Source organism: Caldicellulosiruptor sp. F32 (assembly GCF_000404025.1).
GTDB classification, from domain to species: domain Bacteria; phylum Bacillota; class Thermoanaerobacteria; order Caldicellulosiruptorales; family Caldicellulosiruptoraceae; genus Caldicellulosiruptor; species Caldicellulosiruptor saccharolyticus.
In genome coordinates this window covers 1-13950 of the sequence record NZ_APGP01000098.1, presented here as the reverse complement: position 1 = coordinate 13950, position 13950 = coordinate 1, and the positions used below count along the sequence as shown (strand labels likewise).

Below are 13950 nucleotides of genomic sequence, written 5' to 3'. Positions count from 1 at the left end.
CGGAGGTTTCAACAGGCGCTCCTGCTGCAACCTTTTCGTACATGTTAATCTTTAATACATCTTCTGGTTTTATTTCTATTGAATGTCCGTCATAAACCATATCAATATGATTTGTATCTACCAGTTTTCTAATCCTGTAGCTTTTGGAACGTCTAAAATCCACAATCTCATACTCTTCAACTTGAGAAGGAAGCATTCTTATATCAAAGTGTGGGAAATCATCAACATTTTCAAATCTGCTATCAAATATTAAAATGCTGTTTCCATCTGTTACAGCACCAAAAGAGCATTTTGGAATTACATTCAAATAGCTTTTAAGCTGTTCAACCCCATAACTTATTCCAGAAAGATATGGCTTTACCTCAAAAATTATAAATGGTACTTTTTCTTTATTTTGGTCATACCTAAACACAACAACATCCACAAATGCAGGTTTTGAAAATATACTTAGCTTGTACTCAACATCAATCAACTCTTCAGGGTATTTGTAAGTTTCAATGAGTTCATTTATTAGCCACTGGCGAACCTCTTCTTCTTTGCAGTAAATGTCTCTGATTTTGTTTATGTATCTGTAATCATCAATTCTTAGCTTGTAAAAACTGCGAAGAATGCATTTAGAATCAATTCGAAGAAGTTTTGTATTCAGCTCACTCAAAAATTTTGATGGTTTTCTTGAGCAGCACAGATACAGCCTTTCGTTTGCTCTTGTCATACCAACATAAAAGAGCTTTTTGTCAGTTGTCTCTTGCAGCTTTGCAACCTCATTGTCTTCACATGATGAGTATGGGATGGTATTGCTGTTAAGTCCAATGATAAAAACCACTTTGAACTCCAAACCTTTCTTTACTGGTCTTGTGATTTTATTATACACCAGAGACAATTTTATTTTAGCACCCATAAAACTTATCAGTACGAATAAGATTTCAGGTGAAGAAGAGAAGATATTAGATATTGTAATTGCGAAATATGAGTAGGTAGGAATGGAAAAGTCATTCTACCCAAAACGTTTTTCAACAAGAGAGGAATTTTAAATTATTTTAATTGTAAATTTCGGAGCATAGAAAGAAGGTTTATATTCTTAAAAATTCATGTAACAGACTGTTTATATCATGGATGTACAAAACAAAAAGATTCACTTTTTCAATAAATTTTACAGAAAATAAGAGAAAGATTAAAAGAAATAAAGCTATATAAGGTTGAGTTTAAAAAATAGCAAGTAATAAAGAAAAATAAAGAAAAATAAGGTAAAATATTGATTGACAAAATTGGATAAGCAAAGTAAGCTTTTAATAAAAAGGTTAAACAAAAAAAGGTTTTAAAAGAAAATATAGATATAACATTAATAAAACATAAACAAAAGGGTATTGTAAAGATAGTAAACTAACAGTAGGTATAAGAGTAAAGAAAATTACTGTTATGTAAGACAAATAAATATTATGAAGTAATAAGGAAGTTTTGTAAAAAGTCTATATTGGACAATATGCAAGCAGTATGGCAAAACCTCTTTTGCGCGCAAAGAGGTTGTATTATAAAAACTAAATAATTTCCATAAGAGGAGGTTTATAAAAATGAAGTATAAAAACAATGTTAGAAAAATTTACATGTTACTTGTTGTAGTTACTATGTTATTATCATCAATATTGTTTGTTATTCCAAGCTCAAGAGCGGATGAAGTATCGACAAATTTAGGTACACAAGCAGAAAATTATGCGGATGAAATTATGAAGGTTCATCTTGAAGAGGTAAAAAAGTATAGGAAGGCAAAGAAATATTTGAAACAATTTTGAAAGACAGCAAGATTAAAGCAAAATATGGGAGTGAAGAGTATTGGAAAAAACTTATTGAGCTTGCAGACCCTGCAGGAGAATTGAGGAAGCAGGATCCAGAAAAGTGGGAAAAAATATATGAGTATGCATATGAATATAGTTTGAAATATGGTAAAAAAACAACAAAGGATAAACAAGAAGATAAAGATGGTTCAATAGGTACAAAAAGTACAACGCCTTTTCCTGGTGGAGGGGGTGGTGCATACAACAGAGATGGAGCAGTAAATTATGCATACACGTATGTATACAACTATAATAAAGCATATCACAAGTTTTCAGCTGATTGTACAAATTTTGTATCACAGTGTTTAAAAGAAGGCGGGGGCATACCGATGGTGGACGAGTGGTGGAATGGATACTGGGATTCAGATTTCAGACCTAAAAGATAAATATCCGAAAGCCCAGTTTAGATATATCCACATAATATATTAATTAAAAATGCAAGGATAGGAATGGTGGCTATAAAAATGAAAAAATTACTTTCAATTTTGATTATAGTGTTAGTCATTTTTGCAGGAGTTGGGGCTTACTACTATATAGTAAAATATACTTTATATGATCCCGTGAAAACTTTAAAAATAAGTGACCCTACAATAAAGATTTATTTTTCATCCAACGAGAGAGAGCCTTTTTATGGAGATAATGATTACAATGGTAAAAAGCCTGATTACAAAAAACATAGGATAATTGAGTATTATGTTGATGCAGCCAATACAGGACCACGATACAAAAATAGTGTTTTATTATAATTCCAATAGTTCCTAAGGAATTTGAAAAGAAATACGTATTAAAAGGTGGCAGAGATTTTATAATTAATTTAAATCCACCTAAAAAAGGCAGAATATTTTATGTACCAGTAAGATATTACTATTTAACTGAAGGAAATCCGCAAAAGGTAAAAGAGATAGTTTCAAAATACAATAAAGCAAAAATAATATGGGAAGAAGGCGGAAAGAAATATGAGAAGATTATTGAGATGAAGGTTAAGATTTTGGACTGATGCAACAGACTATTGTTAAGAGTTGTAATTAAGGAAAAAATATAGCAGGTTTTATTAGGAGAGCCTTAGGTACTGTCCAGAAACATTAATTTTTAATAACCAGAAATCAAGTATTTGATGGCATTAAATGTTAATATCGAACTATGGAGTAAAAAAGCAAGAGGGTTGGCTGGCAATTTTGCTCCAACCCTCTATTATTATCTTCTTAACTTTTCTATGTTGTAGGTGATAAAATTCAAACTCTTTTTTTGATCAAATAGTAAATTTTTTTGGAGTAAGTAAGGAGATTGGATTCAAATGTTTTTGCGTATACTCATGATAAATCTGCAGGGAAAAACATAAAGTTTCTAAACAGATTATATCTTCATCTCTTGACATATAAACATTTGTTTGATATTCTTTATATAGAACATTTTATCGGAGAGAATGAATATTTTATGAGAACAAAAGTTGTTATAAAAAATAAGTTTCGCTTTAGCATTGCATTGCTTATTCTTATGGTATTTGTTATAACAGTCTTGATGATTTCAATTGGAGAAGGGAAGGGCATTGACAAAGAAAAGAATCTAAATTGGATATTTGTGAAGGTAAAAGAGGGAGATTCGCTGTGGACAATTTCAAAGAATTTTGTTGATGATAGCGTAGACATTCGCGATTATATCTCTTTTGTGCGAAAGATAAATAAGTTAGAAAATGCAATTTTGTATCCTGGGCAAGTGTTAAAACTTGTAGATGTAAAAACATACAGACTTCTGTGCACAAAATAAAACCCCCTTATTAGGAGTCCAACACGTCCTGGTTTTCTCCTGAGAGGGGGTTTTTTTCAAAGGCTTTTTTGATGTCATCGTCATTTACATGAGTATAAATCTCTGTTGTGGAGATACTTTGATGACCCAAGATAGTCTGAAGAGACCTTATATCAACTTTGCCGTGCCTATACATAAGTGTTGCTGCCGTGTGACGAAGCTTGTGGGCAGAAATCCTTTTCTGATTTATACCTGCCATTTTCACATACTTTTCAACAATGTATTGAACAGTTCTTCTGCTAATTCTTTTCTTTCTCTCACTCAAGAAAAGGGCATCTTTGTCCCTTACACCTTCTGTAGGGCGAACTTTTAAATAATTTTCGATAGCTTCTCTACATGCTTTATTTAAATATATTATTCTTTCTTTATTTCCTTTACCAACAATCCTTAGCATATCTTCTTTTATATCTGAAAGGTTTATATTTACAAGCTCTGAAAGTCTAAGACCACAGTTTAGAAAAAGGGTAATTATTGCAAAGTCCCTTTCTTTATTTTCACCGTCAATTGCAGAAAGTAGCTTTTTGCTTTCCTCAAGTGTAAGATACCTTGGATTTCTTTTACCAAGTTTTGGCGACTCTAAATCTTTTGCAGGGTTATCAGGAATGAGTTTGGCTTTGCTGTAAAGGTATTTAAAAAAGCTTCTAATTGAGGCAACTTTTCGGGCCCTTGCATATGGACCGTTGTTAAAGCGTGTTGCAAGGAAAGAAAAATATTCATATAGATTGCTAAGGGTTAAGGTTTTGAGCCTTTCAATTTCAAAGCTGCTCACATCGATATTTTCAAGATCCTCGATCTTTTCGATTTGGCTTAAAATATTCAAATCTTTTGCTTTTAGATATCTTAGAAAAGTTCTCAAGTCATAGTAATATTCTTTAATTGTATTTGGTGATTTGTTTTTGATTGTAATCATATAGTTTAAAAAATCGACTACAAAAGGTGGGACACCCGAAAAATCCATTTTCTCATTCCCTTCATTGCACAAAATTTTTATTTTGTGCAATTATATTTTCTTAAATCTATTATACTTCTCTTCTTTATGTCACGTCAACCTTTTTCTTTTTCTTGTTTGATAGCTCTATGTGGCCTCTTAAAATTCATAAGGTTTACAAATTATTTCTTTAATCTTTGTCTCAAATATAGAAGCCGCATGTGAAGGTCTTATAATCACAGCAGTATCTGCACCTTCAGATGTTCCACCAATTGCAATGACATCCTCACCATACGGTATCAGTCCTGCATCTAAAGCCATAACAGAAATCTCCACTGCGACCTTTACGCCTTGCCCCAGCATTCTGAGCGTATGTGCCATGATTTCAACCGGATATACTCCACCAAACTTTCTTGATATTCCTCTTTCCGCACCAGATAAAACATGTGTACCTGTGTATACTTTAAATCCTTTAGCCTTGAGCTCTTCAATTGTCTTTTCATCTATCTCCATCTTTCCTGGTTCTGCAAAGCCGTTGACATGAGTGACCACAACAACATTTTTACTACAATTTTCCAAAAGTTTTGCAGTTTTTCCCGAACAGGATGCAACAACAATATAGTTTATTCCTCTTTCGTGTGCAGTTTTTACAGCAAGCTCAATTGTTTTTTGAGTATTTTGTGGTCCAGCTGATTCAAAATACACCTTTGTTTCCTCCCTTTCAAAAAGTTTTTCGAAAAGCTTTTGTTTATAATACTTCCTCACCACAAATTTTATAACATTCATAAACTCATGTCTACACAATCACAAAAATACAATTTGAATACTTGTATTCAATAAAAAAATGTTTTATGCTATAATTTTATAAAAACATTTTACGTAGAGGAGTGTGAAGTTTCTGTGAAAAAGCTTGTTACTGCATGTACCTTAGTAATTTTTGTACTTTTAATATTCTCCATGTCCTTTGCTGCATCAAAAACTATTAAAATAGGTGTGAATTTAGAGCTCTCGCAAGCAGTTGCTCAGTATGGACAAAAAGAACTTGAGGGGTTAAAGCTTGCAATTGACGAGATAAACCAAAAAGGTGGAGTTGGCGGCAAAAAGATTGAGCTTGTTATACTTGACAACAAATCTGACAAGACAGAAGCCCAGAATGTTGCAACAAGGCTTGCTGTGAGAGAAAAAGTGCTGGCAATATTAGGTCCTGCAACCTCTGGTGCGACAAAATCAGCGGCAGTTGCAGCAACAAAGTACAAAGTTCCGATTATCTCCCCTTCTGCCACAGACGATACTGTTACAATTGACGAGAGGACCAGAAAGACAAAAGCTTATGTTTTTAGGACTTGTTTTAACGATTCATTCCAAGGAAATGTGATGGCTAACTTTGCACTGAAGACTTTAAAAGTAAAAAAAGCTGCGATAATCTATGATGCTTCATCTGACTATAGCAAAGGACTTTTTAAAAACTTTAAACAGACATTCACGAAAGGTGGCGGTAAAATAGTAGCCGAGGAAGCATTTGGAAAGGGTGAACAAGATTTTAGCAGTATCCTTACAAAGATAAGAGACAAAAAACCTGATGTAATATTTGCCCCTGTTTACTATGATGAAGCAGGGCTTATTATAAAACAAGCACGCGAACTTGGCATGGATATGCCAATACTGGGTGGAGATGGTTTTGATGATCCAAAGGTTGTTGAGAAGGCTGGTAAAAAATTTGCTAACAACGTATTCTTCTCTGCTCACTACTCTTCCCAGGACACAGATTCAAAGGTTCAAGAGTTTATAAAAAAATTTAAGAAAAAATACAATACTGAACCAAATGCTTTTGCTGCGCTTGGGTACGATTTGGGATACTTTATTGCTGACGCCCTCAAAAGAGCAAACCTAAAGTTTGATAGCATTGCGAAAGACAGAGAAAGATTAAAAACTGCTATTGAAAACACTAAAAACTTTGTTGGTGTAACGGGAATTGTGAATATAAACAAGAATCATAATGCTGAAAAGTCTGCTGTTATAATAGAGCTTAAAAATGGCGTTCAGATGTTCAAACAAAAGTTAAATCCATAAAAATTAAGGGCTAAATAAACTACTAAAAAGAGGAAGGGGCAATCTTCGCCCCTTCCGTCATGTTATTTATTTCTATTTCAAAAAAGAGGTGATAGGAAGTTGACCACTTTTATTCAGCAATTGATAAACGGCATTACACTTGGAAGTGTCTATGCACTGATTGCTCTTGGATATACAATGGTTTATGGAATAATTAAACTTATTAACTTTGCTCATGGCGATGTATTCATGGTAGGTGCTTATATCGCTTTTTTATGTGTTACATATTTAAAGTTAGGTCTTTTACCAGCATTAATAGTTTCAATGATTTTATGTGCACTTTTAGGAATGTTAATTGAAAAGTTCGCTTATAAACCTTTACGAAATTCACCTAGGATTTCTGCCTTGATCACAGCAATTGGTGTATCACTTTTTTTAGAAAATCTAATGCAACTCTTGATGGGGGCTGATTCAAGAGTTTTTCCAAGACTTGTAAATGAAAAAAATTATCACCTTTTCCATGGCAAAGTTGTAGTAAACAGTAAGCAAATATATCTTCTGATAATCACAGTATTGCTCATGTTACTTCTCAACTTCATTGTCAAAAACACAAAGATAGGTAAGGCAATGAGAGCTGTATCCCAAGACATGGACGCAGCAAGGCTTATGGGTATAAACGTTGATACAACAATTTCATATACCTTTGCAATAGGTTCTGCTCTGGCTGCAGCTGGTGGTGTTTTGGTTGGCCTTTACTATAACACAATAAACCCTCTGATGGGAGTTTTGCCTGGACTTAAAGCCTTTATTGCAGCAGTCTTTGGTGGAATAGGTATAATTCCAGGAGCTATGCTTGGTGGCTTTTCTCTTGGTGTTATTGAAACGCTTGTAAGTGGGTACGGTAGCTCTATGTACAAAGACGCGGTTGCATTTGCCCTATTGATTTTAATCTTGATTCTAAAACCATCTGGACTTCTTGGCAAAAATATAAAAGAGAAGGTGTAGAGAAGGATGAAAAAGAGGTTTTTAGTTTACTTTCTAATTGTGGTTGTTATTTATGTAATCGTTACAGTTTTGATGAAAATTGGGGTAATTGATGATTATATAAAACTTAACTTGTTCTTGATAATGCTCAACATCATCTTGGGTGTGAGTCTAAACTTGATAAATGGAATAACTGGACAGTTTTCACTTGGCCATGCAGGTTTTATGGCAATTGGTGCATATACAACAGCAGTGTTGACAACCCTTGAAAAACCTCTTCCCTTTTACTTGACAGTTTTGATTGGTGGACTTTTAGCAATGCTTTGTGGCCTTCTTATTGGTCTTCCTGTTTTGAGACTAAGAGGTGACTATCTTGCAATAGCAACTTTAGGATTTGGTGAAATTATAAGAGTTATTATCCAAAACATTGACTATTTAGGTGGAGCAAGTGGTATTAGCGACATTCCTCAGGGAATTGACTGGACAGGATATTTTATAATTACAGTAATCACTGTTGTTGTAATCTTAAATATCATAAACTCATCATTTGGAAGGGCTATGATTGCTATAAGAGAAGATGAAATTGCAGCAGAAGCTATGGGAATAAACACAACCTTATATAAGGTTTTAGCTTTTATGATAGGAGCATTTTTTGCAGGTGTTGCAGGCTCTGTTTATTCTGGCTCGTTTGGTTTTATCCAGCCAGATATGTTCAACTTCTTTAAGTCCATAGACATATTAGTAATTGTTGTACTGGGTGGACTTGGTAGTATTTCAGGTTCAATAATTTCTGCTATTGTACTTACTATAATTTCAGCCCTATTGCAAAACTATCCTGAGGTTAGAATGATTTTATACTCGCTTATCTTAATTGTCATTATGCTATTTAGACCTCAGGGTCTTTTGGGCACAAAAGAGATTAAATTGTCAAAAATTATTCCAATGCTTGGTGGTGATAGATAAGATGCTTAAAATAAAGAATGTAACAGTCAACTTTGGAGGAATTGTAGCGCTGAACAATGTCAATATTGATGTGGAAAAGGGTTCAATAATAGGATTAATTGGTCCTAATGGTGCTGGTAAAACGACTGTGTTCAATGTTATATCAGGTATTTATAATCCGAACACAGGCAAGGTTGAATTTTCAAACTATGATATAACTTATAAAAGGACTTACCAGGTATCTACTTTGGGAATTTCAAGGACTTTCCAAAATATAAGACTTTTTAGAGAGCTGAGCGTTCTTGACAATGTGAAAATCTCTTTTCACAAAAACGTCGGTTATAACCTGTTTGATGCAATCCTTAGGACAAAAAGATTTCTAAAAGAAGAGGCGGAAAATCACAAAAAGGCCGAAGAACTTTTGAAGTTATTCAATTTATATGATAAAAGGCATGAGCTTGCTAAAAACTTACCATATGGTGAACAGCGAAAACTTGAGATTGTCCGTGCACTTGCAACATCACCCAGACTGCTTTTGTTAGATGAGCCAGCAGCAGGGATGAACCCTCAAGAAACACAGGAGCTGAAAAACCTGATTAGATTCATAAAGGACAAATTTGACCTCACAATTTTATTAATTGAACATGATATGTCTGTTGTAATGGATATATGCGAAAAGATATACGTGCTTGACTATGGCGAAGTAATTGCTGTTGGCGCACCTGAAGATGTCAGAAACAACCCTCGCGTAATTGAAGCATACCTTGGAGAGGGGGACTTAGAATTTGCTTAAAGTAAACGGAATTGATGTATTTTACGGGGCTATTCAAGCATTATTTTCTGTTTCACTGGAGGTTAAAAAAGGAGAGATTGTAACATTAATTGGGGCAAATGGTGCAGGGAAGTCTACCCTGCTCAAAACAATCTCTGGTCTTATTAGGCCTCGTACAGGTTCAATTTATTTTGAAGATATTGATATAACTAAAAAATCATCTATGGAAATTGTAAAACTTGGTATTTCACATGTGCCAGAAGGAAGACGCGTCTTCCCAGAGATGACTGTTCTTGAAAATTTAGAGCTTGGTGCGTACTTGAGAAAGGACAGGCAAGGAATAAAAGAAGATTTGAAAAAGGTCTTTGAGAGATTTCCAAGGTTATATGAGAGAAAGAATCAGCTTGCTGGCACCCTCTCTGGCGGAGAGCAGCAGATGCTTGCAATTGGAAGAGCACTAATGTCAAGGCCAAAGCTACTTTTGCTTGATGAGCCTTCAATGGGTTTGGCACCTATACTTGTGACTGAGATATTTAAAATAATAAAAGAAATAAATTCGCAAGGCACAACTATACTTTTGATCGAGCAAAACGCCCACATGGCACTTTCAATTGCAGATAGGGCGTACGTAATTGAAACAGGCAAAATTGTCTTATCTGGTGAGGCTAAAGAAATTGCAGCAAATCCTGAGGTTAAAAAAGCGTATCTGGGAGGATAAGTTTACAAATAAAAAACAATATTACAAAGAAAGAAACAGGGTTTTTTTAATAATAAAAAATCTAAGTCAGCCCTGTTTCTTTCTAATATTATTTTATGTATATACAATTTACTTGCTCTATTAGATTGCAGATGCACAACTTACAAATAAAAGACTTAATAAAGTTAAAATGACCATCACAACTACGCTTGTTATAATTAAAGATTTTCCTAAGTCATCTTCCCTTCTTGCGATGTATATACAACCCAAAATTATACCAATTAAAGGAAATAATATTGAGACAATATATAACCAACAACCACTATTATCAGTTCCCGAAAATTTATAATCAGTACTTCCATCATAAACCGATAATCTTCCACCACATTTATCACATATCTCAGACCTCTGAGAATATATCAAACCACATCTTGGACATATTTTTTTATACTTGTCTACTGGCCCTAAAATTGCTCCACATTTCCAACATTCTGTTCTATTTTCACCATTCAATTCATTGCATTTAGGGCATATTTTCAATTTTGTTTTCTCCATTTTCTCTATATTAACTATGGAAATTCTATCATTTTATTTACAAATTGTCAATCTTATTTTCAAATTTTATTATTTATTTTTTATGATTTTCCCAAATTAGAGTTTTACATTTCAAATATCTTTTGAAACTTTTATTTTCTCAAATTTAGAAAAATAAGTCCAACCTATGGCTCTTTGGTTGTGGTCGACCTTGCCTTATTTTCTATTTAAAGGCATTATTTTCATTTCATCTTTCTACTCCCCGGCTTTACAATAGGAATTCCTTCCCTGCAAAGAGGGCAGTCATCTGGCTCGTAAGTTTCAATTTCAAGAGTCAGAAGTGTCTTTAAAGGATATCCTAAATCCACCTTACCGCCACTTCTGTCAACAATTCCTGCAACTCCAACAATTTCTCCTCCGTTTTCCTTGACTATTTCTATTATTTCTTTCACAGAGCCACCTGTTGTAATGACATCTTCTACAACTAATACTTTTTCACCCTCTTCAATCTTAAAGCCTCGACGAAGTTTCATTATTCCATCTTCTCTTTCTGCAAATACAGAACGGCAATTTAGCTGTCTTGCAAGCTCATATGACAAAGTAATCGCTCCTATCGCTGGCCCAATTACAACATCAATTTCTTGTCCTGCAAAGTTTTTTGCAAGGTCTTTGCAAATTGTCTCTGCAAGGTTTGGATATTGCAAAATCTTTGCACACTGCAAATATTTTGAGCTATGTTTCCCTGATGTCAACAAAAAGTGACCCTCTAAAAGTGCATTTGTGTCTTTGAACATCTGAAAATAAGCTGATTCATTCATATCTTTCTCTCCTTTCGACTATATTGATATTGCTATCGTAAAATCCTCTCTCTTTCAAAAACTGTTGCCACCAGTCTTGATAGGCAATAGTAGAAAGCTCTTCACCCAAGTGTGACCAGTCACCTTCTACAAGCAGGTTATATCTGTTATCCTTGTATTCAATTATATTTATTGCAGTGTTATCCTGCCACAAAATTTCGTTTAGCCTTTCAAACTCATATCCCTTTATGTATGTCAAAAGTGCACGAATCAATGTTCCATGTGTAACTATACAAACACATTTCCCGGCATTTGTCTTTACAATATCTTCAAAAGCAGAAACAGCGCGAAGATAAAGTTCGTACATGCTTTCTCCATTTGGCATACAGTGCTCATGCGGTCTTTTTTCCCACAGTTCATACTCTTTTGGGTACAAAATAGGAAGCTCATCCCAGCACCTGTCTTCCCAATCTCCTCCGTTTATCTCAACCAAGTCATTTCTTATTATTATCTCAATATCTCTTCCCTTTGCTATCTGCTGAGCAGTATAAAGTGCCCTTTTGAGAGGACTTGAATATATGGCATCAAAGTGGACACTTTTCAGACGCTCAGCAAGCCTTTGAGCCTGGAGCTTCCCTTTTTCAGTCACATTTGAATCTGTTATGCCATGAAACCTCCTGATGAAATTTCCTTCAGCCTCTGCATGACGTATAAGATAAATAACAGTCTTTGACATTTTTGGGTCACCTCAAATAATAATATTGCCAACTAAGTCTTTAACTGATTCAAACCCGTGAGCTTTTAAATAGTTTTCAATTCCTTCCCTTATTTCTAAGACTGCATTGGGATTTACAAAATTCACTGTGCCAATCTGAATGGCAGTAGCACCAGCTAAAAAGAACTCTATTGCATCCTTATAATTCATGATTCCGCCCATTCCAATGATGGGTATTTTGACTTTTTGGAAACACTCATACACCATTCTTATAGCAATTGGTTTTATTGCAGGGCCAGAAAGCCCACCTGTTACCATCTTAATAAGAGGTTTTCTTGTTTCAATGTCAATTGCCATAGCAGAGACGGTGTTTATAAGCGAAATTGCATCTGCTCCTGCTTTCTCTGCTGCTTTAGCAAGCTCTGTAATATCTGTAACGTTTGGTGTAAGTTTTACTATTACAGGGCATACAGATACTTTCTTTACTTCTTTTGTTATTTCATAGACTTTATTGGGATCTTTTCCAAATACCATACCACCTTCTTTTACATTGGGACACGAAAGGTTTACTTCTATCATGTCTACAAGTGGGCTTACTATCTTTGCAAGTTCTGTAAACTCTTCTTTGTTAAAACCGTTAATGTTAGCAATTATCTTTGTATCAAACTTTTTTAAAAAAGGAACCTCATCGTTTACAAATGCTTCGACTCCCGGATTCTCAAGCCCAACTGAATTTATTATTCCGCCATAGACCTCACACAGTCTTGGCTGAGGATTTCCAGCACGTTTTTTGAGAGTTATTCCTTTTGTCGAAATTCCTCCAAATAGGTTTAAGTCAATAAGTTTTGAAAATTCACGACCAAACCCAAATGTCCCTGAGGCAGCAATTATAGGATTCTTGAGCTTTACACCGCTTATTTCGATTTCTAACATTTATATTTCTACCTCCATTATATCAAAAACAGGACCATCCGAACACACATGTAGCATATTGCCATCTTTTCCTTTAATACTACAACAAAGACATGCACCAATTCCACATGCCATTTTCTCTTCCAGAGACACATAGCATTTAAATGGCAAGTTTAAAGACTTAAGAAATCTTAACATGGGTTTTGGTCCACATGAAAATGCTACTTTGTAATTTTCTTCTTCAATTTTTGTTTTAAAAACTTCAACAGTATTCCCTTTATAACCTATGCTACCATCATCTGTTGATATGAAGAGATTGTCAGAGACTTTTTTAAATTCCTCTACAAAGAACAAATCACTTTTGCTTCTAAATCCAAGAAAAACATCTATTTCATTTCCAGCCTTTTTTAGTTCGAGGCATAGAGAAAGAAGAGGGAAAATCCCCACACCTCCTCCCACCACTGCTACTTTGCCATCAAACCTGTCAATCAAAAATGAATTTCCAAGAGGACCAAACACGTTTATCATATCACCCTTTTTCTTTTGAGAGAGAATTTGAGTACCTCTTCCTACTACTTTGTATCCAATGAACACATTATTTTCTTTTACAAATGAAATGCTAAAAGGACGTCTTAATAGTGGATATATTGAATCTTTCTCAACAAGGATATTTACAAAATTTCCTGGTTTGAATGTATTTGCTAAGTACTCTGACTCAAAAGAAAGAAGATATATACTATTTGCAATCATTTTATTTTCAGCTATCTCAACGTCTAATAGCTTCATTATCAATCTCTCCTATATTGAAAATGTCAAGTTCTTTCTTTTGTTTTATAAACTCAATTATCTCAACAGCAGCCTTTGCCGTGTCAACAGATGTGAAAATTGGAACTTTGTTTTCAACTGCAAACCTTCTGATTAAAAACCCATCTCTTTGAGGCTGTCTTCCCTTTGTCGGGGTATTCATGACTATGTTTATTCTACCACT

The 13950-nt window shown here is 34.3% G+C and carries 18 protein-coding genes; 9 read left to right on the top strand and 9 right to left on the bottom strand.

Going from position 1 to position 13950, the window contains the following annotated elements:
- Positions 1–871: type I restriction enzyme HsdR N-terminal domain-containing protein (locus tag H964_RS09015; protein WP_237738260.1), on the bottom strand; the 871-nt coding region annotated here is incomplete at its 3' end.
- Positions 872–1568: 697 nt separating this feature from the next.
- Between H964_RS09015 and H964_RS09010 the strand changes: the two genes are divergently transcribed.
- The 4 genes from H964_RS09010 to H964_RS08995 all read left to right on the top strand — a co-directional run bounded on the left by H964_RS09010 (position 1569) and on the right by H964_RS08995 (position 3593).
- Positions 1569–1787 carry a hypothetical protein gene (locus tag H964_RS09010; protein WP_039766846.1) on the top strand — a complete coding sequence of 73 codons (219 nt, stop codon included), beginning with the start codon at positions 1569–1571 and terminating at the stop codon, positions 1785–1787.
- Positions 1784–2215, top strand: a complete 432-nt coding sequence (locus H964_RS13100; protein WP_039766842.1) for an amidase domain-containing protein — start codon at positions 1784–1786, stop codon at positions 2213–2215. The genes H964_RS09010 and H964_RS13100 overlap by 4 nt, the downstream gene beginning before the upstream one ends.
- Positions 2216–2293: 78 nt before the next feature.
- Positions 2294–2575: a hypothetical protein gene (locus H964_RS09000; RefSeq protein ID WP_039766839.1), complete on the top strand. Its 282-nt coding sequence runs from the start codon at positions 2294–2296 to the stop codon at positions 2573–2575.
- A gap of 538 nt (positions 2576–3113) precedes the next feature.
- The gene (locus H964_RS08995) at positions 3114–3593 is read left to right on the top strand and encodes a LysM peptidoglycan-binding domain-containing protein (protein WP_237738259.1); all 480 of its coding nucleotides are present in this window, start codon (positions 3114–3116) and stop codon (positions 3591–3593) included.
- Between the two features lie 10 nt (positions 3594–3603).
- Here H964_RS08995 and H964_RS08990 read toward each other — a convergent pair whose 3' ends face one another.
- Both H964_RS08990 and H964_RS08985 read right to left on the bottom strand, forming a co-directional pair.
- Positions 3604–4590, bottom strand: a complete 987-nt coding sequence (locus H964_RS08990; protein WP_039766836.1) for a tyrosine recombinase XerC — start codon at positions 4588–4590, stop codon at positions 3604–3606.
- A 129-nt stretch (positions 4591–4719) separates the two neighbouring features.
- Entirely contained in the window at positions 4720–5265 is a 546-nt protein-coding gene (locus H964_RS08985) for a pyruvate kinase alpha/beta domain-containing protein (protein ID WP_039766849.1), read from the bottom strand.
- A gap of 252 nt (positions 5266–5517) precedes the next feature.
- On the opposite strand from H964_RS08985, the gene H964_RS08980 reads away from it, so the two are divergent.
- The 5 genes from H964_RS08980 to H964_RS08960 all read left to right on the top strand — a co-directional run bounded on the left by H964_RS08980 (position 5518) and on the right by H964_RS08960 (position 10025).
- Positions 5518–6630 carry an ABC transporter substrate-binding protein gene (locus tag H964_RS08980; RefSeq protein ID WP_442855730.1) on the top strand — a complete coding sequence of 371 codons (1113 nt, stop codon included), beginning with the start codon at positions 5518–5520 and terminating at the stop codon, positions 6628–6630.
- A 99-nt stretch (positions 6631–6729) separates the two neighbouring features.
- Complete coding sequence (locus H964_RS08975; RefSeq protein WP_039766831.1) at positions 6730–7614, top strand: branched-chain amino acid ABC transporter permease; 885 nt, start codon at positions 6730–6732, stop codon at positions 7612–7614.
- A 6-nt stretch (positions 7615–7620) separates the two neighbouring features.
- Positions 7621–8556: a branched-chain amino acid ABC transporter permease gene (locus tag H964_RS08970; RefSeq protein WP_039766828.1), complete on the top strand. Its 936-nt coding sequence runs from the start codon at positions 7621–7623 to the stop codon at positions 8554–8556.
- Between the two features lies 1 nt (position 8557).
- Entirely contained in the window at positions 8558–9328 is a 771-nt protein-coding gene (locus tag H964_RS08965; protein WP_039766826.1) for an ABC transporter ATP-binding protein, read from the top strand.
- On the top strand, positions 9321–10025 hold the full coding sequence (locus H964_RS08960) for an ABC transporter ATP-binding protein (RefSeq protein WP_039766824.1): 705 nt from the start codon (positions 9321–9323) through the stop codon (positions 10023–10025). The genes H964_RS08965 and H964_RS08960 overlap by 8 nt, the downstream gene beginning before the upstream one ends.
- 120 nt (positions 10026–10145) lie before the next feature.
- Here H964_RS08960 and H964_RS08955 read toward each other — a convergent pair whose 3' ends face one another.
- The 6 genes from H964_RS08955 to H964_RS08930 all read right to left on the bottom strand — a co-directional run.
- Positions 10146–10544, bottom strand: coding sequence for a zinc ribbon domain-containing protein (locus H964_RS08955; RefSeq protein ID WP_039766823.1), 399 nt, complete (start codon positions 10542–10544; stop codon positions 10146–10148).
- Between the two features lie 236 nt (positions 10545–10780).
- Positions 10781–11356: an orotate phosphoribosyltransferase gene (pyrE, locus tag H964_RS08950; protein WP_039766822.1), complete on the bottom strand. Its 576-nt coding sequence runs from the start codon at positions 11354–11356 to the stop codon at positions 10781–10783.
- Complete coding sequence (locus H964_RS08945) at positions 11349–12071, bottom strand: histidine phosphatase family protein (RefSeq protein ID WP_039766821.1); 723 nt, start codon at positions 12069–12071, stop codon at positions 11349–11351. The genes pyrE and H964_RS08945 overlap by 8 nt, the downstream gene beginning before the upstream one ends.
- Before the next feature lie 12 nt (positions 12072–12083).
- Positions 12084–12983: a dihydroorotate dehydrogenase gene (locus H964_RS08940; protein WP_039766819.1), complete on the bottom strand. Its 900-nt coding sequence runs from the start codon at positions 12981–12983 to the stop codon at positions 12084–12086.
- Positions 12984–13748 (bottom strand): dihydroorotate dehydrogenase electron transfer subunit, encoded by a 765-nt coding sequence (locus tag H964_RS08935; protein ID WP_039766818.1) that lies wholly within the window; start codon positions 13746–13748, stop codon positions 12984–12986.
- Positions 13729–13950: hypothetical protein (locus H964_RS08930; protein WP_039766817.1), on the bottom strand; the 222-nt coding region annotated here is incomplete at its 5' end. The genes H964_RS08935 and H964_RS08930, both read right to left, overlap by 20 nt.

Coding starts and splice junctions, on each gene's coding strand:
- H964_RS09010 (WP_039766846.1), top strand. CDS start 1,569: ATGAAGTATAAAAACAATGTTAGAAAAATTTACATGTTACTTGTTGTA.
- H964_RS09000 (WP_039766839.1), top strand. CDS start 2,294: ATGAAAAAATTACTTTCAATTTTGATTATAGTGTTAGTCATTTTTGCA.
- H964_RS08990 (WP_039766836.1), bottom strand. CDS start 4,590: ATGGATTTTTCGGGTGTCCCACCTTTTGTAGTCGATTTTTTAAACTAT.
- H964_RS08980 (WP_442855730.1), top strand. CDS start 5,518: ATGTCCTTTGCTGCATCAAAAACTATTAAAATAGGTGTGAATTTAGAG.
- H964_RS08970 (WP_039766828.1), top strand. CDS start 7,621: ATGAAAAAGAGGTTTTTAGTTTACTTTCTAATTGTGGTTGTTATTTAT.
- H964_RS08965 (WP_039766826.1), top strand. CDS start 8,558: ATGCTTAAAATAAAGAATGTAACAGTCAACTTTGGAGGAATTGTAGCG.
- pyrE (WP_039766822.1), bottom strand. CDS start 11,356: ATGAATGAATCAGCTTATTTTCAGATGTTCAAAGACACAAATGCACTT.
- H964_RS08945 (WP_039766821.1), bottom strand. CDS start 12,071: ATGTCAAAGACTGTTATTTATCTTATACGTCATGCAGAGGCTGAAGGA.
- H964_RS08940 (WP_039766819.1), bottom strand. CDS start 12,983: ATGTTAGAAATCGAAATAAGCGGTGTAAAGCTCAAGAATCCTATAATT.
- H964_RS08935 (WP_039766818.1), bottom strand. CDS start 13,748: ATGAAGCTATTAGACGTTGAGATAGCTGAAAATAAAATGATTGCAAAT.